This window comes from Burkholderia sp. MSMB617WGS, from assembly GCF_001532025.2.
Classification (GTDB): domain Bacteria; phylum Pseudomonadota; class Gammaproteobacteria; order Burkholderiales; family Burkholderiaceae; genus Burkholderia; species Burkholderia savannae.
The window spans coordinates 2,631,117-2,656,512 of sequence record NZ_CP013458.1; the positions used below are offsets into that span (position 1 = coordinate 2,631,117).

The following is a 25,396-nucleotide window of genomic DNA, read 5'->3' on the forward strand; positions in this document are numbered from 1 at the left end:
CGCGCCGCGGGCGACGCCGTCGATGCCCGCGACGCCGGCCATGCGCGCAACGCGGCCGCCTCTTGCGGCACAAACCGAAACCGCGCCGCAAGAGACGCGTCGCGCGAGGCCCCGCGACGCCGTCAGCGCCGCTCGCATCGTGTGCATTCGTCGGGCGGCGCCGCGCATCGCGCTGCGCCGGCCGCACCCGTGGCGGATGCGCGCGGCGCGGCCCGGCGAACGACGCATCGACGAGTTCGCCGCCCCTGTCCGCGCGGCCGCCCGGATCGTCCGCGACGTACGCATCGGGCGCAGCGTTCGCACGACGCCGCGCATCGCGTCACGCCGCCTGCGTCAATTGCGGATACGCGCGGCACAGCTCGGCGAACAGCGCATCGACGAGTTCGCCGCCGCCGCCCGCGCAACCGGCCCGGTCGGCTGCGATGCGCGCATCGAGCGCGTCGAACAGCCGATGCTTGATGAAGTGGCGCCATTGCACCGGCACGCCGGCGAGGATGCGCGTAAGCGCCGCGTAGCGCGCGACCGTCCACTTCGCCTCGAACGCGTCGCGGTACGCGCCGAACGCGAACGCCGGCGCGGCGCCGCCCGCTAGCCGCGCACGCGCCGCTTCGCGCAGCGCGGCCGTTCCTTCGACGTCGATCTCGTCGCCGTCGAGCGCGACGCCGTACACGTCGCGCGCAACGTCGGCGCTCACGTAGCCGCGCAGCACGTCGTCGCGCACCTTCGCCGGCTCGCGCTCGATCGGCCGGCCGTAGCCGCCCGCGCCCGCGCCGACGAGCCGGATCACGTCGCCCGGCGCGCAGACGACGAGATCGTTGTTGTCGAGCGCCTCTTCGCGCGGCGTGCCCGGATTGCGCGTGAAGCGCGCGTTGCCGCCCGGCCGCCCTCCGTGCAGCCCCCACGACGCGAAGCGCGTGCGATCGCGATTGCGCGCGGTCACGAGCGTGTTCGGCGCGAACACCTGGAACTCCATCACGAGCCCCTGCCCGCCGCGATGCCGCCCCGCACCGCCCGAGCCCGGCGCGACGCCGTAGCGCGTGATCCGGATCGGCACTTCCGTCTCGTTGATCTCGACCGGCGTGTTGCGCAGGAACGCGTTGTTCGCGCCGGAGCCGTCCTCGCCGTCGTCGGCGGCGCTGCCGCCCGCGCCGCCGCCGATCGGCCCGATCGACGCCATCACCGTCTGCCCTTCGCGGTTCATCGTCTTCACGCTGAGAATCGACAGCCCGCCCGCCGGGCACGCGGCGAGGCGCTCGGGCACCGCGCGCGCGAACGCGCCGAAGGTCAGCAGATGCAGCAGCTTGCACGTGAGGCTGCGCATGCCGACCGCGGCGGGCGGCACCGCGTTGACGACCGAGCCTTCGGGCAGCACGCAGCGCGCGACGCGCAGCATCCCGGTGTTCAGCAGGATGTCGGGATCGAGCGTATAGAGCACGTACACGAGGCCGACGAGCGCGAGCGCATGCCGCTCGTGTCCGCCCGTCGGCATGTTCAGCGACGATTGCAGTTGCGGATCGCTGCCCGAGTAGTCCATCTCGACCTCGCCGCCGCGAATGCGCGCGGTCAGCGCGACGCGCATCGGCTTGCCGTTCGCCGAATCCTCGTCCGCGTATTCGGCGAACGAGTAGTCGCCGTCGGGAATGCCGCGCAGGATCGTGCGCGCCTGCTCCTCCGAATAGTCGAGGAGCGCGCGCATCCCAGCCTTGAAGCCGTCGATGCCGAAGCGCTCGACGATCTCCAGCACGCGCCGCTCGCCGGTGTGCAGCGACGCGAGCTGCGCGAGCAGATCGCCGACGTTCTGCTCGGGCGCGCGCACGTTCGTCGCCATGATCCGCACGAGCGCGTCGTCGACGACGCCCGCGCGCACGATCTTGCAAGGCGGAAAGCGCACGCCTTCCTGCTGGATCTCGGTCAGCGTGCGCGACAGCGACGCCGGCACCGCGCCGCCCATGTCGGTGTTGTGGATGTGCCCGCCGACGAAGCAGACGATCTCGTCCGCGTAAAACACCGGCTTCCAGATCACGATGTCGGGCGTGTGGGTCGCGACGAAGCCGCTGTACGCGTCGTTCGTCATGCAGACGTCGCCCGGCGCGTAGCTGTCGATCATCCGGATCACCGAGCCGTAGTCGAGCCCGACGTACCACGTCGCGCCGAGCGTCTTCGGCGACGCGAACGTGAGCCCGTCCGGCGTCATGATCGCGCACGAAAAATCTTCGGTTTCCTTCACGAACGTCGAATGCGCGGTTCGCACGAGCGTGTACGCCATGCTTTCCGCCGCCGCGACGCAATAGTTCGCGAAGATCTGCAGCACCGATTTGTCGAATTGCATTGCGTTCTCCGGATCAGTTCGCGCGCGAGAGGATCAGCTGGCCGAGCGCGTCGACGCGGCCGCGGTAGCCCGGCAGCACCGTCGTCGTGCAGTCGTCCTGCGCGATCACGGCCGGGCCGTCGAAGCGCTGGCCCGCCTTCAGGTCGCGGCGCAGGTAGAGCGCCGCGTCGTGGAACGCGCCGTTCATGAACACGCGGATCGTGCTCACGGGCGCGGGCGGCGCGTCGCTCGCGTCGACGGCCTTCAGCGCGGGCTTCGGCGTCGCGGCCGAGATCACGAGCCGCAGCGCGACCACCTGCACGCGCGCGCCCGGATCGCCGTGGCCGTACAGGCGCGCGTGCTCGCGATGAAACGCGTCGCGCAGCGGCGCGGGATCGCCGCCGTGCAGCCAGTCGAGCTCGAGCGGCGTGTCGATCTCGAACGACTGGCCCTTGTAGCGCATGTCCGCCGACACCGCGATTCGCGCGTCGCGATCGTCGCCGATCTGATCGGCGATCCACGCGCGCGCCGCGCGTTCGAGCGCGCGCGCGTCGTCGGAAAGGCGCGCGAGCGACGCCGCGTCGAGATCGTAGTAAGCGGTCTTCACGAAATCGTTGCGCGTATCGGCGATCAGGCCGCCCAGCGCGCTCAGCACGCCCGGCGCGATCGGCACGACGATCTCGTCGATGCCGATCGCGCGCGCGAAATGGCACGCGAGCATCGGCCCCGCGCCGCCGAACGGCAGCAGCGCGAACGCGCGCGGATCGATCCCGAAGCGCGACACGATCCGGCTCACGCCCGCGTACATCCCCGACACCGCGACGTCGACGATCGCCTCGGCGGTACGGTATGCATCCGCGCCGAGCCGCTCAGCGAGCGCGTCGATCGCGCGATGCGCGGCCGCTCGGTCGACCTTCACCGAGTCGTAGCCGAGGCTCGCGTTGCCGATCACGCCGAGCACGACGAACGCGTCGGTGATCGTCGCGCGCGTGCCGCCGCGCCCGTAGCAGACGGGCCCCGGATTCGAGCCCGCGCTGTCCGGGCCCACCTTCAGCACGCCGAAATCGTCGACCCACGCGATCGAGCCGCCGCCGTCGCCGATCGACGACACGGACACCGAAGGAATGTGGATCTGGAAATCGCCGATGTATTCGCCGCTCGCGTACTGCGGCTCGCCGTCGACGATCAGCGCGACGTCGGCGGTCGTGCCGCCGATGTCGAGGCTCATGCAGCGCGCGAGGCCGCTCTGCCTCGCGACGTACGCGGCGCCGATCACGCCGGACGCGGTGCCGGACAGGATCATCTGCACGCAGTTGGTCTTGCCCGCTTCGGCGCTCATCACGCCGCCGTTGGATTTCGTGACCTTCATGTCGCACGCCACGCCCGTCTGCGCGAGCGCGCGCTGCAGCGAGCCGAGATAATGCGACACCTTCGGCTGCACGTAGCCGCCGATCACGGCGGTCGACGTGCGCTCGTATTCGCGGATGATCGGCCACACGTCCGACGAGCACGACACGAAGAAGCCCGGCATCTCGCGCTCGACGATCGCCTTCACCGCGTGCTCGTGCGCCGGATTGCGATACGCATGGAGCAGCGCGATCACCACGCCTTCGCACTTCGCGCGCCGCAGCCGCGCGATCGCGTCGAGCACGCTCGCCTCGTCGACGGGCGTCTCGACGCCGCCGTCGGCCGCGAGCCGCTCGATCACGCCGAACACGCGCTCGCGCGGCACGAGCGGCGCGGGGCGCTTCGACAGCAGGTTGTACATGTCGGGGCCCTTCAGCCGCGCGAGGTCGAGCACGTCCTCGAAATGGCGCGTCGTCACGAGCCCGAGCCGCAGGCCCTTGCGCTGCACGACCGCGTTCACGCCGACCGTCGTGCCGTGCGTGAAGTACGCGACGTCGCGCGGCGCGATCCCGTAGCGCTCGCCGAGCGCCTCCATTCCGCGCAGCACTTCGCTGCCGGGGCTGTCCGGCCGCGAAAACACCTTCAGCGTCTTCAATTCGCCCGTCGCGTCGTCGAGCACCGCGAAATCGGCGAATGAGCCGCCGATGTCCACCCCGATTCGGATTCCCACGAAGATTCCTCGTTCATTGATGCCCGGCGGACGCGGCCCGCCGAACGACCGGAAAGACCATCCGAAGCCGCGCTTCGGGACGCGCGGCCGCGCGCCGGCGAGCGCCGCGCCGCTTGCGCCGCCCGCTTCACGCGCGCTCCGCGCCCGCGAGCGCCGCCGCCGCGGGCAGCGCCTGGAACTGGATCAGGTCGGCCTCGCTGCGATGGCAGAGCACCTGCGCGCCGTTGTCGAGCGTGCGCATCGACGGCGTCGCCCGGTTGCACACGCCGTCGATGCGCGCCGCGCAGCGCGGCAGGAACGCGCACAGCTCGGGGTTGTCGGCCGGCGGGCCGATCGGCGCGAGCGGGCGGCGGCAGCGCTCGGTCGCGTCGTCGAGCCAGCCCGCGCGCAGCTCGGGCGCGGACGACACGAGCAGATGCGAATACGGATGGAACGGCGGCGCGCACAGCGCGTCGCGGCTGCCCGTCTCGACGCGCCGGCCCGCGTACAGCACGACGATGTCGTCGCTGATCGCGCGCACCTTCGCGATGTCGTGCGTGATGAACAGATACGACACGCCGAGCTTGCGTTGCAGGTCGCGCAGCAGCTCCATGATCGCCGCGCCGACCACCGTGTCGAGCGCGGACGTCACTTCGTCGCAGAGGATCAGATCCGGCTCGGCCGCGAGCGCGCGCGCGAGGTTCACGCGCTGCTTCTGTCCGCCGGACAGCTCGACCGTGCGGCGCGCGGCGATCGACGCCGGCAGCCGCACGAGCTCGAGCAGCTCGGCGACGCGCCGCCGCGCGCGCTCGCCCTTCATCCCGTGATAGAACGCGAGCGGCCGCGCGAGCGTGCGCTCGACCGTGTGCGCCGGATTGAGCGCGGTGTCCGCGTTCTGGAACACGATCTGGATGCGCCGGTACTGCTCCTTCGTGCGGCGGCCCAGATCGCCCGGCAGCGGCGCGCCGTCGAGCAGCAGCTGGCCGCCCGCGGCCGGCACGAGGCCCGCGATCACCTTCGCGAGCGTCGTCTTGCCCGAGCCCGATTCGCCGATCACGCCGACGGTTTGTCCGCGGCCGATCGACAGCTCGACGTCGTCGAGAATCGTCTTCGCGGGCCGGCCCTTCGCGTCCTTGCGGCCGTAGCCGGCCGTCACGCGCCGCACTTCGAGGAGCGGCCGCGCGGCGGCCCGCGCCGTCGCGCCCGAGGCCGCGCGCGCGAAATCGCTCGGCGTGACCGCGGCGATCAGGCTCTGCGTGTACGGATGCGCCGGCGCGTGCAGAATCTGCTCGGTGTCGCCGATCTCGCGGATGCGGCCGTCGCTCAGCACGACGATCCGGTCCGCCATCTGCGCGACCACTGCGAGATCGTGCGACACGTACACGGCCGTCATCCCGCACTGCCGGATCACGCGCTTGAATGCCTGCAGCACGTCGATCTGCGTGGTCACGTCGAGCGCGGTGGTCGGCTCGTCGAGGATCACGAGCTCCGGATCGGTGATGAGCGCCATCGCGGCCATCAGCCGCTGAAGCTGCCCGCCCGACACCTGGTGCGGGTAGCGCGCGCCGATCTTCTCCGGCTCGGGCAGCGCGAGCGCGCGGAACAGTTCGACCGCCTTCGCCTCGGCCGCGCGCCGCGTCAGCGTCTTGTGGATCAGCGCGCTCTCGATCACCTGATCGAGGATCGTGCGCACCGGATTGAACGCGGCGGCCGCGCTCTGCGCGATGTACGCGACCTTGCGGCCGCGCAGCGACGCGAGCGCCGGGTCGGACAGCGCGCGCACGTCGGCGTCGCCGACGCGGATCGCGCCGCCCGCGATCCGGCAGCCGCTGCGCGCGTGGCCCATCAGCGACAGCGCGATCGTCGTCTTGCCGGAGCCCGATTCGCCGATCAGCGCGAGCACTTCGCCGCGCCGCACGTCGAAGTCGACGCCGTGCACGATCGTCGTGACGGGCTCGCCCGGGCGGCCGCCGACGACGCGCAGCCCGCGCACCTCGACGAGGTTTTCGCGATTCGCGTTCATTCAGTGTTCTCCTGCGGCGAGCGCCGCGTCGCTGCGGCGGCCGCGGTGCGGCAGGCCGTCGATCAGCAGGTTCACGCCGACCGTGACGATCGCGATCGCGAGCGCCGGCATGATGACGACGGGCGAGCCGTCGCCGAGCCCGGCGATGTTCTCGCGCACGAGCGAGCCGAGGTCCGCGTACGGCGGCTGCACGCCGAGGCCGAGAAAGCTCAGGCCGCTCAGGAGCAGCACGACGAACGTGAAGCGCAGGCCGGTGTCGGCGAGCATCGGGTGGATCATGTTCGGCAGCATCTCGACGCACGCGATGTAGACCGGGCTCTCGCCGCGCGCGCGCGCGACCTGCACGTATTCGTATGTGCTGATGTTGAGCGCGAGCGAGCGCGCGATCCGGTACGAGCCCGGCATGTAGCTGATCGCGGCCGTGACGATCAAAAGCGGCAGCGACGAGCCGAACACCGCGACCAGCATCAGCGCGAACATCTTCGACGGGATCGACGTGATCGCGTCGAGCAGGCGGCTCATCGTTTCGTCGACCGCGCGGCCCGCGACCGTCGCGAGCAGGCCGAGCGACGTGCCGGTGATCGCGGCGAGAAGCGCCGCCGCGAGCGCGAGCAGCACCGTCAGGCGCGTGCCGTAGATGATGCGGCTCAGCATGTCGCGGCCGAGGTAGTCGGAGCCGAGCGGCAGCTTCGCGCTGAACGCGGCGAACACGTCGGCCGACACGATCGAGCCGACCGAGTGCGGCGCGAGCCACGGCGCGAACACCGCGACGAACAGCGCGACGCTCACCATCGCGAGGCCCGCCCAGCCGCCCTTGGACAGCCGCAGCCGCGCGGCGAGCGGCTTGCGCGCGGCGCGCGGGGCGGGCGCGCCGGGCGGCGAGCCGCCGTTCCACGCCGGCTCGCGGCCGTCGGCGGGCGTGGCGCTGCTGCGTTGAATCAGATCGGCGTGGTTCATGGGCCGCGTCTCCGTCGAAAGAGGTTCGGGGGTCGTCATGTCCGCAGCTTCGGATTCGAGACGATCGAGCACAGGTCGGCGAGCAGCACGAGCGCCAGATAGCCGGAGCAGAAGATCATCGTGCACGCCTGGACGAGCGGGAAATCGCGGTTCGACACCGCGTCGACCATCAGGCTCGCGAGGCCCGGGTAGTTGAAGATCGTCTCGACGACGATCACGCCGCCGAGCAGATACGACAGGCTCAGCGCAACCGCATTCGCGATCGGGCCGATCGCGTTCGGCAGCGCGTGGCGCAGCACGACGCGCGCGGGGCTCGCGCCCTTGAGCATCGCCATCTCGACGTACGACGCGCCGAGCTGCTCGATCACCGCCGCGCGCGTCATCCGCGCCATCTGCGCGATCACGACCGCGCACAGCGTGAGCACCGGCATCGCATACGCGCGCAGGAAGTGATCGACGCTGTCGATCTCGCCGCCGTACGACAGCGCGGACAGCCAGTGCAGCTTGACCGCGAGCACGAGCACCGCGACCGTCGCGATCAGGAACTCGGGCGTCGCGACGAGCGACAGCGTGCCGAGGCTCACGATCCGGTCGATCACGGTCTCGCGTTTCACCGCCGCGAGAATGCCGAGCACGAGCGCGACCGGCACCGACACCGCCGTCGTGATCGCGGCGAGCGTCAGCGATTTCGGCAGCCGCCCGTCGATCATCTCGGCGACCGGCAGCCCGCTCGACAGCGACTTGCCGAAATCGCCGTGCAGCACCTGCGCGAGCCAGTGGCCGTAGCGCAGATGAACCGGCTGATCGAGGCCGAACTGCTGGCGCAGCGCGGCGACCGTCTCCGGCGTCGCCGACTGCCCGAGCGCCGCTTGCGCGGCGTCGCCCGGCAGCAGGTTCGTGATCGCGAAGATGATCACCGACACGATCAGCAGCGTGAGCGCCGTCAGCGCGATCCGCTTGCCGATCAATTCGACTATGGTCTGGTTCATGCTCGAAGCCTCTTCGATATGCGGCGAGCCGGGCCCGGGAGCGACGCGCGCCCGGCGATGCCGGCTCCATCACGTGCGCATCACGCGCGCGTCACGCTTCCCACCAGACATGCTCGGCGAACTGGAAGCCCATCAGCGCGCCCGTCGGGATCGAGCCGAGCCCCTTCAGGCGCTTGTCGTGCGCATCGAGCAGGCTGATGAAGGCCGGAATGCCGATCCCGCCCTGCTCCGATACGAGCGCCTGCATCTCGCCGTACATCTGCTTGCGCTTCGCCTCGTCGGTTTCCGAGCGCGCGGCGAGCAGCAACTGGTCGAACTTCGGGTTCTTCCAGCCCGACTCGTTCCACGTCGCATCCGACTTGAAGAACTGCGTGAACAGCACGTCGGCGCTCGAGCGCGGGTTGATGCTGCCGAAGCCGATCGGATGCTTCATCCAGTGGTTCGACCAGTAGCCGTCGGCGGGCACGCGGTTCACCGTCAGGTTCACGCCGATCTTCGCGGCCGTCTGCTGCAGCAGCACCGCCATCTCGACCGAGCCGTTCGCGTCGGTCGTCGCGTAGATCGGCGGCAGCGTCGTGCCGATCGCGCCCGCCTTCTGGAAATGGAACTTCGCGCGGTCGAGATCGAACGGCCGCTGCGCCAGCGACGCGTTGAAGTAGCGATGCCCGGGCGGAATCGGCTGATCGTTCGCGATCACCGAATAGCCGCGGAACACGGCCGAGCGGATCTGCTCGCGGTCGAACAGGTACTTCATCCCGTTGACGAAATCCATGTTGCCCGTCATCGCGTTGTCGCGGCGCAGGATCAAGTCCGTGTAGAGGCCCGACTTCGTCTCCTTCACCACGAAGCCCGCCGTCGACGCAACCCGCTGCGTCGAGCGCGGATCGACGCCGTTGATGAGCTGCACATCGCCCGACAGCAGCGCGTTCACGCGCGCGGCCGCGTCGCCGATGCCGATCAGCTCGATCTGGTCGAGATACGGCGCGCCCGATTTCCAGTAGCCGTCGTTGCGCACGCCGACGGTCGACACGCCCGGCTTGAACGATTTCAGCTTGTACGGGCCCGTGCCGATCGCCTGCGAGAAATCGGTCGTGCCGTCCTTCACGATCACGAACTGCGGCGTCGCGAGGATCACCGGCAGGTCGGCGTTCGCGTTGTCGAGCGTGAGCGTGACCTCGTTCGGGCCCGTCGCCTTGACGTCGGCGAACTGGTCGGCGAGCGACTTCACCTTCGACGCGGTCGCCGCGTTCTTGTGGCGCGTCAGCGAATAGACGACGTCGGCGGGCGCGAGCGGCTTGCCGTCGTGGAACGTCACGCCGCGGCGCAGCTTGACGACCCAGGTCTTCGCATCCTTCGTCTGCACCGATTCGGCGATGTTCGGCTGCGGCGTGAGGCTCTCGTCGAGCTGCGTCAAGCCGCTGTAGAACAGGAAGCAGCGGATGTAGTCCGCGCCCGTCGAGCCCTTCGCCGGATCGAGCGTGTCGGCGGTCGAGCTCGCGTCGTACGCGACGCGGATCTTGCCGCCGCGCTTGGGCGCCGGAGCGGCGAACGCGGATCGCGCGCCGGCCAGCAGCCCGCCCGCCGCGCCCGTCGCCAACACGCCCCCCGCGGCCATCACGCGCATCATGTCGCGGCGCGTGAAGCCGCCATGCTTGATTTCGTCGCTCATCCGAACAGCTCCTAACAAGAAGGTTGATCCTGGGTGTCCAGCAGTTTTTTTGTTCCGACGTTTGGCCCGGGTCCGCCTGCTGGCGCCGGTTCCCGCGATGCGCGTTTCAAGACGATTTAAGCATCGAAAAAAATGCCGAATGTCGCGATTCGACGCGCCTCGACAACACGATTCGACCGTTTTGGGTGGTCCGCGCAGCACGATTTGCTGCGCATCCGCGAAAACCCGCCGGCGAACGGCGTCCCGGCGGCGCGGTTTCGGCTCGTCACGTCCTGGTGGAAATCGTAATGGGGCGCGCATCGCGGCAATCGTCGACAAAAAAGCCGATTCGGCACAACCGCCGCGTTCTTGCGCGCCGGACCATGCGTTTCGCATCGATTCGCGCGCCCGGCGGCGAGCGCCGCGCAAACGGGAAGATCGTCCTAGGCGGGTGCCGCTTCGGTGTGCCAGTGGCCGAAGCATCGGGGCGAGCGAAGGCGCCGCCCGACGCCGCGCGTGCGGTGCGCGCCGCGTCGGCGCTCGGGCCTGCGCGCGGCGGCCGCGCGCTTCGCATTCGCCGATGGCGACGGCAGCGACGGCGACGGCGGCGGCAGCGGCGGCGGCTTCGACGGCACACGCGCGCGAGCTGCCGCGAACGGCTCGGCTTCGTTCGCGCCGCCGTTGCGTCGCGCCGCGCGTCGCGGCGAGAGCGGGCGCCGATGGCGCGCGCGGCTGCGTCGAACGCGTGCGACGCGAAGGCCCGATCCAACGCCGCTTCGCGCACGACAAATGCGCGCGTTAGCCGATCTCCGGCCCATTCGCGAGCGTGCGCGCGGCAATGCATCGAAAGGAGGAGAGGAGAAGCGAACGAAAGGTGACGAAAGCTGCGCAACCGCGGATGAACGAACGCGCGGCGGCGAGCGTGCGCAGCCGAATGCGCCGTGCAGGGCAATCGATGCGGCAGACGTGGCGTTTTCGCGAGCGGCGCGCGCGACACCGCCGACGCCACGCTGTTCGGCGGCCGCCGGCAGTGAACGGCGCGCGCCCTCTCGCGCGATCTCGCCCCTCCAGCACCGGCATGCGCCGCCGTCAGCGATACGTCCAGCGCCGATGCATCGCGAACGTCAACGGCGGCACGAGCGCGACGACGGCCGCGATGCTCCACGCGGACGCGACGCCGAGCGCCTGCACGCCGCGCGAGATCGCCATCGTCAGCATCAGGCCCGCGGCCGACACCGCAAGGAAGCGCACGACGTTGCGCCAGCGCAGCGGCGCCGAAAAGCTCCACAACGTGTTCAGCAGATACGACGCGCCCGTCGCGCAGACGAACGCGACCGCGTTCGCCTGCACCGCGGTCGCGGCGAACGCGCCCATCAGCGCGCCGGCGATCGCCGCGTGCAGCGCGGTGGACAGCGCGCCGGACACGCCGAAGCGCACGAGCCGCGCGCGCACGCCGATGTCGGTGACGGCGCTCATTGCGGCGCGCTGTGCTTCGTCAGGACCGCGAACAGCGACACGCCGAACGGCAGCGAATGCTTCGGCAGCCAGCCGCGTTCCGCGCGGAAGATGCGGTACAACGCGGAGTTGACCGCGCGCGGCCCGATCGCGTCGCCGCTCGAGCGCGCGCGATGCAGCAGCCGGTCGGTCATCCGCGCGGCGACGGCGACCGGAAACAGCAGCGTGTTGAAATACGAGCTTCGCACGATCTTGCAGCCGGCCGCCTGCGCGCAGCGCTCGAGCGCCGCGCGGTCGTAGCGGCGGTAGTGATGGAGAAACGTGTCGTGCGCGCTCCAGAGCCACTGATACGCGGGCACCGTGACGACGATCGCGCCGCCCGGCGCGAGATGGTCGCTCGCGCGGCGCAGCGCGGCCGCGTCGTCCTCGATGTGCTCGAGGCAATCGAAGAAGCAGATCAGATCGAAGCGCTGGTCGCCGAACGGCACGTCGTCCGGGCAGCGGCCCGCGCGAATGTCGAAGCGCCAGCCGGTTCGGCGGTTCGCGATCGAGCGCGCGGTGTCGTCCATCTCGAGCGCGCTCACCGCGCCGAATTCCTCCAGCATCTCGAGATTGCCGCCCGTGCCGGAGCCGATCTCGAGTATGCGGGCGCCCGCCGGCAACGCGAGCTTCGCGAGCAACGCATGCAGGATGTCGCGCCGTGCGCGGAACCACCAGTGCGTGGATTCGGTGGCGGCCATCTGCAGATAAGCTTCGGGTGACATGGCGTCCTCCTGTCCGTCAGCGGCTCGCGGCGCGGGCGCGCGGCATCGCGCGCCGCCGCGCGAAATCGATCCGCGCGCCGTGCGCGGCGCGCGTCGCGGCGCTGCCGACAGGCAGCGCGCTCACCTTGGTGCGCGCCTGATAGCGGCGGCGCACGAGGTAGATCGGCCGTTCCTTCGATTCGTAGTAGATGCGGCCGATGTACTCGCCGACCACGCCGATGCCGACAAGCTCGATCCCGCCGATGAACAGCATCACCGAGATCAGAGAAGCATAGCCCGGCACCGGATTGCCCATCCATAGCGTGCGCGCGACGATGAAGCCGCCGTACAGGAACGCGAGCGCGGCGATCCCGAGCCCGATGTAGGTCCAGCTGCGCAGCGGCACCGTGCTGAAGCTCGTGATTCCTTCGAGCGCGAAGTTCCAGAGCTTCCAGCCGGAGAACTTCGAATGCCCGGCGCAGCGCGCCTCGCGTTGATACTCGACGATCACGGTCCGATAGCCGACCCACGCGAACAGCCCCTTCATGAAGCGCCGGCGTTCGGGCAGGCTGCGCAGCGCGTTGACGACCTGCCGGTCCATCAGCCGGAAATCGCCGACGTTGACGGGCAGCTTCACTTCGGACAACGCATTGTGCACGCGGTAATAGAGCGCGGCCGCGGTGCGCTTCGCGAACGTGTCGCACGCGCGGTTGCTGCGCTTGGCCGCGACCACCTCGGCGCCGCCGCGCCAATGCTCGATCATCACCGGAATGAGGCTCGGCGGGTCCTGCAAGTCCGCGTCGATCGGTATCACGGCGTCGCCGTTCGATTCGTCGAGGCCGGCCGTCAGCGCGGCCTCCTTGCCGAAGTTGCGCGTCAGATCGATCACGCGCACCCGGGCGTCCTGCGCGCTCACGGCGACGAGCTGATCGAGCGTATCGTCGCGGCTGCCGTCGTTCACGCAGACGATCTCGAAGCGGATCGATTCGATCGCCTCCATCAACGGCACGACTTCCGCGAAGAACCGCGTGACCGCAGCGCCTTCGTTGTAGAACGGCACGACGAGCGAAATGAGCGGTGTGTTTATTTGATCCCGCATGGTGTTTCTCCCTGATCCCCGTGACGACCGCGGCCGGCCAGCGGCGGCGCCGCTCGCGTGTGCCGCGCGGCGGCGTCCGATGCGCCGCGCGCCGTCATGAAACGAACTGAATCGATCGCGTCCGCCGCGTCTTCGTCGCCGGGCAGACACGGTGCGCTGCGGCGCTCGTGCGCGATGCGGCTCACGATCGCCGCGAGCGCGCCCGCCGTCACGAGCGGCAGGAACTGGAACCGCAGCGGGCCGGCCGCGAAGAGTCCCGCGAGCGGCATCCACGCGAGCAACGCGAGCCCTTCGCGTTCGAGCGGACGCCAGCCGTCGGCGCGCGCGTGGCGCACGGCCCACGCGATCACGATCCCGTACCACGCGAGGTCGTAGTCGTACAGGTACGGGCTCACGAGCAGGCTCGCGCAGACGAGCGCGGCCGAGCGCAGCGCATGCGAGCACGCGCCGCGCCACGCATAGATCACCGCGGCGGCCGCGAACGCGATCGAGCACGCCTGCAACAGCTGCGCGGCGGCGGGCGACAGCCCCGCGAACGTCGCCAACGCGAAGAACGTCGGAATCCGCGCGAGCGGCGCCTGCCCGGCGCCGATCGTCTGCATCACGGACGCGGCCGCGTGCGCGAACGCCGTCCACGCGCCGAAGCCGAACGCGAGCGTGCCGAGCGCCAGGACGAGCGCGACCGTCACGGCCCATGCGCGCAATGCGCGCCATTGCGACGCGCACAGCAGCGCGAGCGGAAACAGCGGCGCGAGCTGCGGCTTGACGACGAGGAGCCCGAAGCAACAGCCGGCGAGCGCCGGGCGGCGGCGCAGCGCGACGAGGCCGAAGCCCGCGAGCGCGGCCGTCAGCAGGCTGTTCTGGCCGACGAGCGCAACGAAGAACGTGCCGGGGAACGCGAGCGCGCAGAGCGCCGCGAGGCGGCGCGGCACGATCGCGCGCACCGTCGCGACGAACAGCGCGCCGGTGCCGACGATCCACACGAACGCCGCGACCGGATACGGCAGCCAGCCGAGCGGCGACACGAGCAGCAGCGTCTGCGGCGGATACAGCCACAACAGCACGCCGCGCATGTCGCGCATCGAAGGCACCGCGTTCAGCTCGACCGCATGCAGCGTCGAGAATTGCCAAGCGTCGAGCGCATGACCGCGCACCGCGAGCCACGCGGCGCTCCAGGTCGGCACGAAGTCCATCGTCGGCGGCATCGGCGAGTCCGGTCCGCCCGACAGCCAGCGCATCACGCAGACGCCTGCGAACGCCGCATAGCAGACGAGCGCCGCGATCGCATAGGTGCGCACCCGCTTCGCGTCGAGCCAGTGCGGACGGCGGCGCGGCCCGGCCGCCGGCAGCTCCGGGCACTCGACGTCGAGACGCGTCGGCGCATGGCCGTGCGGATGCATTTTCATCGCGCGGCTCCCGGCATCGCCCGCGCGCGGCGCACGACGATCAGCAGCACCGCGAGCAGCACGACGGGCCCGATCTGCGGAAAGCGGGTCGCGCGATTGAAGAACTCGAAGAACGGCAGCAGCCAGCCGGCGACGAGCACCAGCTGCTCGCCGGGCAGCCAGCCGGTATCGAGCGCGCAGGCGAGCACGCAGAACAGCGCGATGCCGAGCCACGCGAGTTCGTAATGCCACAGATACGGCGTCGCGAGCAGCGTCGCGACGGCAAACGCCGCCGCGCGAAGGCGCGCGTCGCTCGTGCGCAGCCACACGTTCAGCGCGGCCATCGCCGCGAGCGCGCCGATGGCGATCTGCACCGCATACGAGACATGCAGCGAAGCGCCGGCGAGCCGCATCGTCGAGAACGGCGCGGGGGACGCGAGCCAGTATTGCGTGCCTTGCTCGAGCACGAGCTCGCGCAGCATCGTCGTGCCCGACAGGAACGCGTGCACGGACGCCGTGCCGCAAACGGCGACGCTCGCCGCCGCGAAGATCAGCGTGCCGGCGGCGGCGAAGAAGAACGCGCGCCACGCGCGCGTCGCGACGAGCAGCAGCGGAAACAGCAGCGCCATCTGCGGCTTGACCGCGAGCAGGCTGATGCAAAGCCCCGCTATCGCCGGCCGCTTCGCGAGCGACCGCACCGCAAGCGCCGCGCACGCGGCCGTCAGCAACGAGTTCTGTCCGATCGCGGCGGCGACGAGCACGCCCGGAAACGACAGGATCGCGAACGATGCGAGACGCGGCCGCGCCAGCCGATCGCGCAAGCCCGACAGCGCGCCGACGCCCTTCGCATAGGCGGCGAGGCCGAGCGCGCAGAAGAGCAGCAGCGACGGCACATAAGGCAGCAGCGCGAGCGGCGTGACGAGCACGAGCAGCGTCGGCGGATACACCCAGGGCAGGAAGCTGCGGTTCACGTACGCGCCGAGCTGCGCCGCCTCGACGCGCGAGAACGCCGGATAGTCGTAGACGCTCGCGGGCGCGCCGTGCAGCATCACGTGCGAGCCGCTCCAGAACACCGTGAAATCGATGCCGGGCCGCACGGTCGTGTTCGCGGTGAAACCGTGTGTCGTCCATCCCCACGCGCCCAGCAGCGCGATGCTGAGAATCAGCGTCGCGCCGCCGTATGCGAGCACGCGATCGCCGGTCAGCCATCCGCTGGAACGCAACATGCCGAAGCATGTTCCCCGATTCGCAAGATCCATGATGCCCCGATGTGTGATTAAGCGTTTTGTTTAAACACGTCGAATTCTTTTATCGATTCATTCGGACGGCGTTCTTGTTTGCATGACGTCGTCGCGCTTCCATTGATAGATAAAAAAGCGAGTCGATGCAAATCGCGGCGGCGCGCGATATCGCCGCGCGCAAGCCTGAAAAAGCGAATTCCGCATGAAAAATGACGAACGGCGGCGTCCGCGTTTCGGCGTTGAAACACTTTCCTTCGCCGGACGTCTCCGCCGAAGTCGGCCGGCACGGCCCGATTCACGGAATGCCGGGTCAGGGAAAATCCCGACAAAATTTTTATGGCCTTGCCTGGCGGGCGTTTGCGGGCGACGGCCACGCGCCGGCACGCGTTCGCGTGTATCAAATCCGAAACCTTCTGCACCGCGTCATGCCCGCCGCGTTACACCGGTGAGCCGCTCGTCCTTGTCCCGCCGTGCGTTCCCGAAAGCTGGCCCACTCCTTGCGGAATGTCCTGCGCGGCAAACGACGACGCGACGATCGAAAGATTCACGGCATCCAGATCAACAGACAGAATCCGCCGACGTCACCCACGGGGTCGCATCCGGTGCAACGCATGCAAGTGCAAGTGCCGCGCCGGATGTGTACAGGGCAGTCGCCGTTCGACCAGCGGGGCGCCGGCTGCGGCCGTGCGCCAGGAAAAATTGCTCGTTGTGAATACCGGGGTGAAGGCAATGTCCACTTATTCCGTCCAGCGGCCCGTCGGCCGCTCAAGCAGTGAAACGGCGCGCACCTGCGCCGTCTCCCGCTATCCCTCCGCCGGCCGCAACGGCCGCCGGTTCCGCACTTTCCCAGGCTGGCGCCGCACGGCGCGCATCGATTCATGCGCGCGCGCCGGCAAGCCTCATCCCGCCGATCGCTCCGCTCGCGCAGGCGCATGCATTCGCGTGCAGGCCCCGCTGCGGCTGTTCTGATCCGCGGCCCGTTTTTTAGCAGTGCCTTGCAGTGCCTGTAGTGCCCTGTCGTGCCAGCAGCACCCGTAGTGCCTTGTAGCACCAGCAGTGCCTTGTAGTACCAGCAGTGCCTCGTAGTACCCGTAGTGCCTTGCAGTTCCGGCAGCACCTTGTAGTCGAAGCAGTTCCCGTTGTACGTCCCGCGCCATCGATGGCAAGGGGTTTTTTTGTTATCCGAAAGGAGAGAGTCATGTCCAGCCTCGTTCAATACGTGAAGCAGTTCGTTCGCGACGAGGGCGGCGTCAGTGCCATCGAATACGGCCTGATCGCTGCTCTGATCGCGATCGTGATCATCGGTGCGGTGAAGACGGTCGGTACCAACCTCAACACCGTCTTCTCGACGATCGGCAACGATCTGTAAGGGCGCGTCGGCGGAAAGACGGATGGCTATGTCCCCACTCGCCGTCCGTCGCTTCCCTTCCGTTCGTTTCCTTTAGATGTTCCGTTCGATACCGCTGAGGAGCGATTCATGAGAACCCATTCCTTTTGCCGGGAGTCGACCCGTCCGCACCGGATCGACGCGCAACCCGCCCATGCCTTCATGCATTGGCTGCGCGACGAATCGGCGGTGTCCGCGATCGAATACGCGCTGATCGCATCGCTCATCGCGATCGTGATCATCGGCTCGGTACAGATCGTCGGCACCAATCTGCAGTCGGTGTTCAGCACTATCGCTTCGGATGTGTGAACTCAAGCCCGCCTGGTTGCGCCAGTCCGGCATGCCGGCTGGCGTCACCGAAGCAGCTCATCGAACGATCGAATACGACACGAGGCCTTCAATGTTCTCCGCCCTGCCGCCGCAACCGATCCCGCTCTGCGTGACGTTGCTTGCAATCGCAGCAGCCAGCATCGATCTGGCGAGCCGGCGCATTCCCAATCGACTGATCGCGCTCGGCCTCGTGGGCGCGCTCGTCGCGCAGTGCTGGCTGCCCGGCCCGCACACCGGCTTCGCCGTGTGGCTCGCCGGAGCGGCCACGGGCGCCGGCCTGCTGCTGCCGTTCTACCTCGTGCGCGGGATGGCCGCGGGCGACGTGAAGCTGATGCTCGCGATCGGCGCGTGGGTCGGCCCTTCGCTCGCGCTGCACATCGTGCTCGCGACGTTCGTCGTCGGCGGCGCATGGGCGCTCGCGGTCGTGCTCAAGCGCGGCCGGTTCCGCAAGCTGCTCGCGAACGTGCGTCATCTGCTCGTGAGCGCGGCGCTGCTGCGCAATCCGTCCGCGCCGCGCGCCGCACCCGAGTTCGACTCGGTCGGGACGCTGCCGTACGGCGTCGCGATCGCGATTGGCACGCTCGGCGTGCTGTTCACGGCGGCGGCCTGATGCGCATGCCGCCTCCCACCCAACGATTGGAGCGACCATGAACCTGGATCAAGCAGAACCGCGGCATGACGCGCAGATCGCCCATCTGCCGGAGCCATCCGCACTGCGCGCATACCGCGCAAGGCACGCCGCGCGCCTGCCCGCCGCGCCGCGCACGCTCGCGGAAACCGGCCTGGACGAAGCCTTCGTCGCGGCGCTGCTGCTGAAATCGATGCTCGCGCACGGACGCTCGAGCCTCACCGAAATCGTCGAGCGTCACGGCCTGCCGCCCGTCGTGCTCGACGAAGTGCTGACGTTCCTCGCGTGCGAGCGCCTGATCGAAGTCACGCATCGCGGCCTGTCCGACATCGACATGACGCTGCGCCTGACCGACCTCGGCCGCGCGCTCGCGCTCGAGGAAAAAGCGCGCAACAGCTACTGCGGTCCGGCGCCCGTCACGCACGAAGCGTACGTCGCGAGCGTCGCCGCGCATTCGGTGCGGCACGTGACGATTTCGCGCGCCGACGCGCACGCGGCGTTCCAAGGCGTCGTGATCGAGCCGTCGATGCTCGACGCGGCGGCCGCGTCGATGAACGCGGGCCGCCCGCTGCTGATCTATGGCCCCGCGGGCAGCGGCAAGACCTATCTCGCCGAGCGCCTCGGCTCGCTGCTGCGCGGCAACGTGCCGATTCCGTATGCGATCTATGCGTCGGGCGAGGTGATCAAGATTCATGATCCGCACGCGCACGTCGACGCGCCGCGCGCAACCGACAGCGCGAACGGCGACCGCCGCTGGCGCCTGTGCCGCCGGCCCATCGTGCTGTCGGGCGGCGAGCTGACGCTCGCCGAGCTCGACCTGCGCCGGGACGACGCGACGGGCTACTACCAGGCCCCGCCGCACGTGAAGGCGAACATGGGCCTCTACATCATCGACGATCTCGGCCGCCAGCGCATCGCGCCGCGCGATCTGCTCAACCGCTGGCTGCTGCCGCTCGATCGCAACGTCGATCAGCTGACGTTCGCGAGCGGCGTGCGGCTCGAAATGCCGTTCGACGTGTGGCCGGTGTTCTCGAGCAACCTCGCGCCCGCGCAGTTCAGCGACGAAGCGTTCCTGCGCCGGCTCGGCTCGAAGCTGCACGTCGGGCCGCTGCCCGTCGCCCGCTATCGCGACCTGTACGACGCGAGCTGCGCATCGCTCGCGCTGCACTCGGACGCATCGACGTTCGACTACCTGCTGCAACGCCTGCACGCGCCCGCGCGGATGCCGTTTCTCGCGTGCTATCCGGGCGACCTGCTGCGGCTCGTCGCGGCGTCCGTGCACTATCGCGGCGACACGCCCACGGTCACGCCGCAGGCGCTGCACGAAGCGTGGCGCAGTTTCTTCGGCTCGGCGCCCGACGAACCGCCGCTCACCCCGCCGGATGCGGATCGCGATTGGTAGCGTCCGGCCCATTGGTTCTTGATACGACTAGCGAGGAGTACCGCCATGAAAAACAGTCGCGCATTCACGATGCTCGCCATCGCCATCCTGGCGGGGCTGGCCGCCGTCGCCTTCGCTTCGCGATGGCTCGTGCAAACCTCGAGCAGCGCCATCACGCCCGTCGCGGTCGCCGCGACCGACGTGAATCTCGGCGAGCCGCTCGGCCCGAACCAGCTGCGCATCGTCAACTGGCCGACGGCGAGCGTGCCGCCCGGCGCGTTCAACGACGTCAAGTCGCTCGAAGGCCGCGTCGTGCGCACGAGCCTCGCGCGCGGCGAGCCCGTGCTCGGCTCGAAGCTCGCGCCCGTCGGCACGAAGGGCGGCCTGTCCGCCGTGATCGCCCCCGGAGACCGCGCGATCACCGTGCGCGTGAACGATGTCGTCGGCGTCGCGGGCTTCGCGCTGCCCGGCAACTACGTCGACGTGATCGTCAACACGCAGGAACAGGCGAAGGCCGATCCGCAGCAGAGCATCTCGAAGATCGTGCTCGAGAAGATCCTCGTGCTCGCCGTCGCGCAGCAAGTGAGCCGCGACGACACCGCACCGAAGGTCGTCAACGCGGTCACGCTCGAAGTCACGCCCGACCAGGCGGAAAAGCTCGACCTCGCGCGCAGCGTCGGCACGCTGTCGCTCGTGCTGCGCAACCAGGTCGACAAGGACGCGCTGAACACCGGCGGCGCGACGAAGAACACGCTGCTCGGCCAGCCGGCGGCCGCGGCAGCGCCCGTCGCGGCGCCCGCCGCGCAACCGCGCACCGTGCGCACGCGCGTCGTCGTCGCGCATGCGCGCGCGGCGGCCGGCCGCGACTGCGTCGGCGTGCTGTCCGGCGTGACGGGCAGCGTCGAATGTTTCTGACATAAGCGGCAAAGCACTGACGATGCCTGGCGTTTCCGCTGCCCGCTTGCGTTCCGGCAGCTTTCGATAGTCAAACCCGGCGCACTGCGCCGGGCACTGGGGGACCACACGAAATGGACACCAAATCGCAACTTTCCCGGCCGACGCCGACGCGCATGCGCGTCGTGCGCGGCGCGGCGCTCGCCGCCGCGTGCTGTGCCGGGCTCTTCACCGTCTTCGCCGCGTCCGCGCAGGACGCCGTCGAGAACGCCGCGATCGCGAAGGGCGCCTCGGCCGCGCCGATGGCGATCGGCCGCGGACCGATGCAGATGACGATCAGCATGGCGCCCGCGCCCGTCGCCGGCGCCGCGGGTGCGGCGGCCGCCGCGCCGCTGCGCGGCCCGAACTGCGTCGGCGAGATGCGCGAATCGACCAGCGTGAGCGTGCCGCTCGGCAAGTCGCTGCTCGTGCCGCTCGACGAGCCGGTGCGCAACCGCACGATCGGCAATCCCGCCGTCGCGCAGGCGACGATGGTGTCGCCGCGCACGCTCTATCTCGTCGGCATGTCCGTCGGCACGACGAACATGATCGTCCAGGGCAAGAGCGGCGCGTGCCAGATCATCGACGTCGCGGTGGGCGCGGACGCGGGCGGCCTGCAGGCGTCGCTGCGCCAGCTGATGCCGCACGAGCGCGACATTCGCGTGTCGACCGCGGCGGACACGATCGTCCTCGCGGGCAACGTGTCGAGCGCGCAGGCCGCGCAGCAGGCGGTCGCGATCGCGAAGGCGTACAGCGACCGCACGAACGCCGGCGCCGCCGCCAACGGCAACGGCAACGGCGGCGGCGGCGGCCCGCGCGCCGACGTGCTCAACATGCTGACCGTCACGTCGCCGCAGCAGGTGATGCTCGAGGTGAAGGTCGCCGAGGTATCGAAGACGCTGATCAACCAGATGGGATCGGCCGTCAACATTCAAGGCGGCTTCGGCTCGTGGACGGGCGCGCTCGTGACGAGCCTGCTCACGGGCGTGGGCAGCGGCATCTCGGCGAGCAAGTCGAACAAGCTGCCGCTGAACGGCTCGATCGACGCGCAGAACACCGACCAGCCGGTGAAGATCCTCGCCGAGCCGCGGCTCGTCACGATCAGCGGCCAGGAAGCGACGTTCCTCGCGGGCGGCAAGATCTTCATCCCGGTTCCGCAAAGCAGCGGCATCGGCACGAACACGATCACGCTGCAGGAAGAGGAATTCGGCGTCGGGCTGAAGTTCACGCCGACGGTGCTGTCGAACGGGCGGATCAGCCTGAAGGTCGCGCCCGAGGTGTCCGAGCTGTCGCCGACGGGCGTCACGCTGTCCGCGGCGAACGTGGGCAACGTGTCGATCCTGCCGCTCATCACGACTCGGCGCGCGTCGACCACCGTGCAAATGGGCGACGGCGAAACGTTCGCGATCGGCGGCCTCATCAAGGACAACGCGCAAGGCTCGCTCAAGGCGCTGCCCGGCATCGGCGAGCTGCCCGTGCTCGGCGCGCTGTTCCGCAGCACGTCGTTCCAGCAGGACCGCACCGAGCTCGTGTTCGTCATCACGCCGCACCTGGTGAAGCCGCTCGACACCGCCGACGTGCCGCTGCCGACCGACAGCTTCACGAAGCCGAACGAAATCGACGTCTATGCGACGGGCAACATGGAAGGCCGCGGCGGACTGCGCCAGCACGCAACCGCGCCGGCGAACGCCGCTCCCGCGAACGCCGCGCCGATGAGCGCCGCGCCCGCCGGTGCCGCGCCGACGGCCACGGCGCCTGCCGCGCCCGCTACGTCCACTGCGCCTGCCACGTCCGCTGCGCCTGCAGCACCTGCGGCACCTGCGGCCGCCGCGCCGGCGCCTGCCGCGCCGCCCGCCGCGCCGGCGAGCGTCGCGCCCGATGCCGCGCAGCCGGCGAAGCCCGCGGCACCCGCACCGGCACCGGCGCGCCCGTCGGCGACCGTGCAGGCGCCGCCGCCCGCAACGCCGGCCGCGGCCGCGCTCGCGCAGCGTCAAGGCGTGCGCGCCGCATCGCCCAACGCCGCCGCCACCGCGGCCGCCGTGCCCGCCGTGCCCGCCGCGCCGGCCGCCGCATCGCCCGCACCCGCCGCGCTCGCGGCGCCGGCCGCAGCCGGCGCGACCGCGAAGCGCCAGGGCGCGCTGCCGTCGCAACAACTCGCCAACACCAGCGCGATCGCGCAAGACTTCGATCGCTGAACCATCGCAAGGGGACGCTCATGAACCTCGACTACTTCACGCTGACGCGCCGCCTCGTGCTCGCCGCGTCGCTCGCCGCCTCGCTCGGCGGCTGCATGACCAGCACGCCCGTCTGGGACAGCCGTTTCGGCGACTCGGTTCGCACCGTGATGCAGGCTCAGATCATCGATCCGCACGCGGCCGAACACGCGAAGTCGGCAGCCGGCGTCGACGGCCGCGCCGCCGCCGCCGCGCTCGACAACTACGACAGGTCGTTCCAGCAGATCGAGCCCACGCCGAACGCGTTCGTGATCGGCGTCGGCGGCGGCAAGGCGGGCGGCCAATAACCACCATTCGCTCAGGGAGACCGTCATGTCTCGCGTCACTTCCTCGTCAGGCGCCGCCCTTCACGGCGGGCGGCGCCGCCAGCGCGGCGTCGTGTCGATTCTCGTCGCGCTGATGCTCGCGGTGCTGATCGGCTTCGTCGGCCTCGCGCTGGATCTCGGCAAGCTCTACGTGACGCGCAGCGAGCTGCAGAACAGCGCTGACGCGTGCGCGCTCGCCGCGGCGCGCGACCTGACGGGCGCCATCAGCCTGTCCGTGCCGGAGGCGGCCGGCATCACCGCCGGCCACCTCAACTACGCGCTGTTCGAGCAGTTTCCCGTTCAGATGCTGACGAACTCGAACGTCACGTTCACCGATTCGCTCAGCAATCCGTTCCAGCCGAAGAGCTCGATCGCCTCGCCGTCGTCGATCAAGTACGTGAAGTGCACGACGTCGCGAACGGGCATCGTCAACTGGTTCATCCAGACGCTCAACATGGTGCCGGGCGTGAGCGTCGCGAACGCGTCGGTGTCCGCGACGGCCGTCGCGACCGTCGGCGCCGCGCAGACCACCTGCGCGATCCCGGTGTTCATCTGCAAGGCCGGCACGCAAACGAGCCCGCCCGTGGCCGGCGCGTCGTACAACATCGGCGACTGGCTCGCCGCGAAGACGGGCTCGCCGCCGTCGTTCGGCTCGGGCAACTTCGGCTGGGCGGCGCTCGACGGATCGAACAGCGCGTCGTCGATCAAGAGCGAGCTGACGGGCAATTACTGCTCGCTGCCCGCGACCGGCTCGCAGGTCGGCACGCCGGGCAACAAGGTCGCGGACAGCACCGCGTACAACACGCGCTTCGGCATCTATGCGAATCCGTACAAGGACCCGTCGTACGGCACGCCTGATTTCACCGGCTACGCGTACGACGCGACCACGTGGCCCGCGCAGAGCAACGCGTACTCGGATTTCGTGAGCAAGCGCCTGACGTTCACGAGCTATCAGGGCGACCATCTTTCCGGCATCACCACGAGCGGCTCGTACAACGCGAGCTACTACCCGGCGGGCGCCGACCGGCGTCTCGCGCTCGCGCCGGAAATCGACTGCTCGGTGCTGCTGAACGGCCACAGCGCGCCCGTGCTGTCGTGGGACTGCGTGCTGATGCTCGACCCGATGGGCTCGGGCGGCAGCGCAGGCCCCGTGCACCTCGAATATCGCGGCTCGTCGACGGCGGCCGGCAGCCCGTGCGCGACGCAAGGCACGCCCGGCAACGGCAGCTCGGTCGGCCCGCAAGTGCCCGTGCTGCTCCAATGAACGCATGATCAACCGAGACGATCATGAACCGACTCTCATTGCCTCCCCGCGCGTCGCGCATGCGCGGCGCCGTCGCGGTCGAATTCGCGATCGTGATGATTCCGCTCGTGCTGCTCGTGACCGGCGTCGCAGAGTTCGGCCGCGCGATCTACCAGTACGAGGCGCTGACGAAAGCGACGCGCGACGCGACGCGCTATCTGTCGACGTACCTGTCGACCGACCCCGCGTATCCGGTCGCGCAGGCGCAGTGCCTCGCCGTCTACGGCAGCACGACCTGCGGCTCGACCGGCAGCGAGCTCGCGCCCGGCCTCACGACGTCGATGGTCGTCGTGTGCGACGCGTCGCACACGACGAACTGCGGCGACGCGTCCGATCCCGCGCAGTTCGCGAACGTGCCGACCTACGACACGAACAACGGCTCGCCCGATCCGGCGAACCTCGCGGGCAGCATCAATCTCGTCGAGGTCAAGATCAAGGGCTATCGATACCACCCGATCCCCGCCTTCCCGGGGCTGCCGACGCTGACCTTCGGCAACATCGTCACCGTGATGAGGCAAGTGTCATGAACGCGCGCCCCTTCTCCCTCGCCCGGCGCCGTGCGCAGCGCGGCATGGCGGCCGTCGAGTTCGCGCTCGTCGCCGCGATCCTCTGCACGATCCTGATCGGCATCTGCGAGTTCGGCCGCGTGCTGTTCTACTGGAACACCGCGAGCGAGGCGGTCCGGCTCAGCGCACGCACGGCGGCCGTCTGCGACGCCGACGCATCCGTCGTGAAGACGCGCATCAGCCAGCTGATGCCGCTCATCGGCAATGCGAACGTGAGCCTGTCGTACGCGCCCGCCGGCTGCGATTCCGACGCGGCGACGGCGCGCAGCACCTGCACGTTCGTCACCGTGTCGGTCACGAACGTGACGGTCAAGACGCTGATTCCGTTCGTGCCGCTCACGCTCGCGATGCCCCCCTTCGTCACCACGCTGCCCCGCGAAAGTCTCGCGACGTCGACGGGCGGCACGGTCTGTCAATGAAATCCA

Annotated in this window: 22 protein-coding genes; 10 read left to right on the forward strand and 12 right to left on the reverse strand. The window is 69.7% G+C overall.

Annotated features, from left to right (window positions below; translation table 11 throughout):
- Positions 1-319 precede the first annotated feature (319 nt).
- From WT60_RS32425 to WT60_RS32490, 12 genes are all read right to left on the reverse strand, one after another.
- On the reverse strand, positions 320-2,329 hold the full coding sequence (locus WT60_RS32425) for a hydantoinase B/oxoprolinase family protein (protein WP_060356474.1): 2,010 nt from the start codon (positions 2,327-2,329) through the stop codon (positions 320-322).
- A gap of 13 nt (positions 2,330-2,342) precedes the next feature.
- A complete protein-coding gene (locus tag WT60_RS32430) occupies positions 2,343-4,385 on the reverse strand; it encodes a hydantoinase/oxoprolinase family protein (RefSeq protein ID WP_038755111.1) in 2,043 nt (680 codons plus the stop codon).
- Between the two features lie 127 nt (positions 4,386-4,512).
- Entirely contained in the window at positions 4,513-6,387 is a 1,875-nt protein-coding gene (locus WT60_RS32435; protein ID WP_038755107.1) for an ABC transporter ATP-binding protein, read from the reverse strand.
- The gene (locus tag WT60_RS32440; RefSeq protein WP_038755104.1) at positions 6,388-7,344 is read right to left on the reverse strand and encodes an ABC transporter permease; all 957 of its coding nucleotides are present in this window, start codon (positions 7,342-7,344) and stop codon (positions 6,388-6,390) included.
- Between the two features lie 35 nt (positions 7,345-7,379).
- Positions 7,380-8,333: an ABC transporter permease gene (locus WT60_RS32445; protein ID WP_038755101.1), complete on the reverse strand. Its 954-nt coding sequence runs from the start codon at positions 8,331-8,333 to the stop codon at positions 7,380-7,382.
- A gap of 91 nt (positions 8,334-8,424) precedes the next feature.
- Positions 8,425-10,002: an ABC transporter substrate-binding protein gene (locus tag WT60_RS32450; protein WP_038755099.1), complete on the reverse strand. Its 1,578-nt coding sequence runs from the start codon at positions 10,000-10,002 to the stop codon at positions 8,425-8,427.
- Positions 10,003-11,070: 1,068 nt separating this feature from the next.
- Positions 11,071-11,457, reverse strand: coding sequence for a GtrA family protein (locus tag WT60_RS32465; RefSeq protein ID WP_060356475.1), 387 nt, complete (start codon positions 11,455-11,457; stop codon positions 11,071-11,073).
- Complete coding sequence (locus WT60_RS32470; RefSeq protein WP_038755087.1) at positions 11,454-12,200, reverse strand: class I SAM-dependent methyltransferase; 747 nt, start codon at positions 12,198-12,200, stop codon at positions 11,454-11,456. Before WT60_RS32470 ends, WT60_RS32465 begins: the two co-directional genes overlap by 4 nt.
- 16 nt (positions 12,201-12,216) lie before the next feature.
- Positions 12,217-13,278 (reverse strand): glycosyltransferase family 2 protein, encoded by a 1,062-nt coding sequence (locus tag WT60_RS32475; protein WP_059575645.1) that lies wholly within the window; start codon positions 13,276-13,278, stop codon positions 12,217-12,219.
- Positions 13,263-14,684, reverse strand: a complete 1,422-nt coding sequence (locus WT60_RS32480; RefSeq protein ID WP_060356476.1) for a glycosyltransferase family 87 protein — start codon at positions 14,682-14,684, stop codon at positions 13,263-13,265. The genes WT60_RS32475 and WT60_RS32480 overlap by 16 nt, the downstream gene beginning before the upstream one ends.
- Positions 14,681-15,889 carry a glycosyltransferase family 87 protein gene (locus WT60_RS32485; protein ID WP_060356490.1) on the reverse strand — a complete coding sequence of 403 codons (1,209 nt, stop codon included), beginning with the start codon at positions 15,887-15,889 and terminating at the stop codon, positions 14,681-14,683. The genes WT60_RS32480 and WT60_RS32485 overlap by 4 nt, the downstream gene beginning before the upstream one ends.
- 50 nt (positions 15,890-15,939) lie before the next feature.
- On the reverse strand, positions 15,940-16,278 hold the full coding sequence (locus WT60_RS32490) for a hypothetical protein (RefSeq protein ID WP_231751960.1): 339 nt from the start codon (positions 16,276-16,278) through the stop codon (positions 15,940-15,942).
- A gap of 824 nt (positions 16,279-17,102) precedes the next feature.
- On the opposite strand from WT60_RS32490, the gene WT60_RS32500 reads away from it, so the two are divergent.
- From WT60_RS32500 to WT60_RS32545, 10 genes are all read left to right on the forward strand, one after another.
- Positions 17,103-17,273, forward strand: a complete 171-nt coding sequence (locus tag WT60_RS32500; protein WP_038755079.1) for a Flp family type IVb pilin — start codon at positions 17,103-17,105, stop codon at positions 17,271-17,273.
- Between the two features lie 180 nt (positions 17,274-17,453).
- Positions 17,454-17,600, forward strand: a complete 147-nt coding sequence (locus tag WT60_RS32505; RefSeq protein ID WP_038755076.1) for a Flp family type IVb pilin — start codon at positions 17,454-17,456, stop codon at positions 17,598-17,600.
- A gap of 91 nt (positions 17,601-17,691) precedes the next feature.
- Complete coding sequence (locus WT60_RS32510; protein ID WP_038755073.1) at positions 17,692-18,231, forward strand: prepilin peptidase; 540 nt, start codon at positions 17,692-17,694, stop codon at positions 18,229-18,231.
- A gap of 37 nt (positions 18,232-18,268) precedes the next feature.
- Entirely contained in the window at positions 18,269-19,651 is a 1,383-nt protein-coding gene (locus WT60_RS32515; protein ID WP_060356477.1) for a hypothetical protein, read from the forward strand.
- A 45-nt stretch (positions 19,652-19,696) separates the two neighbouring features.
- A complete protein-coding gene (cpaB, locus tag WT60_RS32520; protein ID WP_038755067.1) occupies positions 19,697-20,545 on the forward strand; it encodes a Flp pilus assembly protein CpaB in 849 nt (282 codons plus the stop codon).
- A gap of 113 nt (positions 20,546-20,658) precedes the next feature.
- Entirely contained in the window at positions 20,659-22,758 is a 2,100-nt protein-coding gene (locus tag WT60_RS32525) for a type II and III secretion system protein family protein (RefSeq protein ID WP_060356478.1), read from the forward strand.
- A 20-nt stretch (positions 22,759-22,778) separates the two neighbouring features.
- Entirely contained in the window at positions 22,779-23,084 is a 306-nt protein-coding gene (locus tag WT60_RS32530) for a hypothetical protein (RefSeq protein ID WP_038755061.1), read from the forward strand.
- 25 nt (positions 23,085-23,109) lie between these two features.
- Positions 23,110-24,366, forward strand: coding sequence for a pilus assembly protein TadG-related protein (locus tag WT60_RS32535; RefSeq protein ID WP_059669711.1), 1,257 nt, complete (start codon positions 23,110-23,112; stop codon positions 24,364-24,366).
- 59 nt (positions 24,367-24,425) lie between these two features.
- Positions 24,426-24,932: a TadE/TadG family type IV pilus assembly protein gene (locus WT60_RS32540; RefSeq protein ID WP_059669712.1), complete on the forward strand. Its 507-nt coding sequence runs from the start codon at positions 24,426-24,428 to the stop codon at positions 24,930-24,932.
- Complete coding sequence (locus WT60_RS32545; RefSeq protein ID WP_059669713.1) at positions 24,929-25,390, forward strand: TadE family protein; 462 nt, start codon at positions 24,929-24,931, stop codon at positions 25,388-25,390. Before WT60_RS32540 ends, WT60_RS32545 begins: the two co-directional genes overlap by 4 nt.
- Positions 25,391-25,396 lie beyond the last annotated feature (6 nt).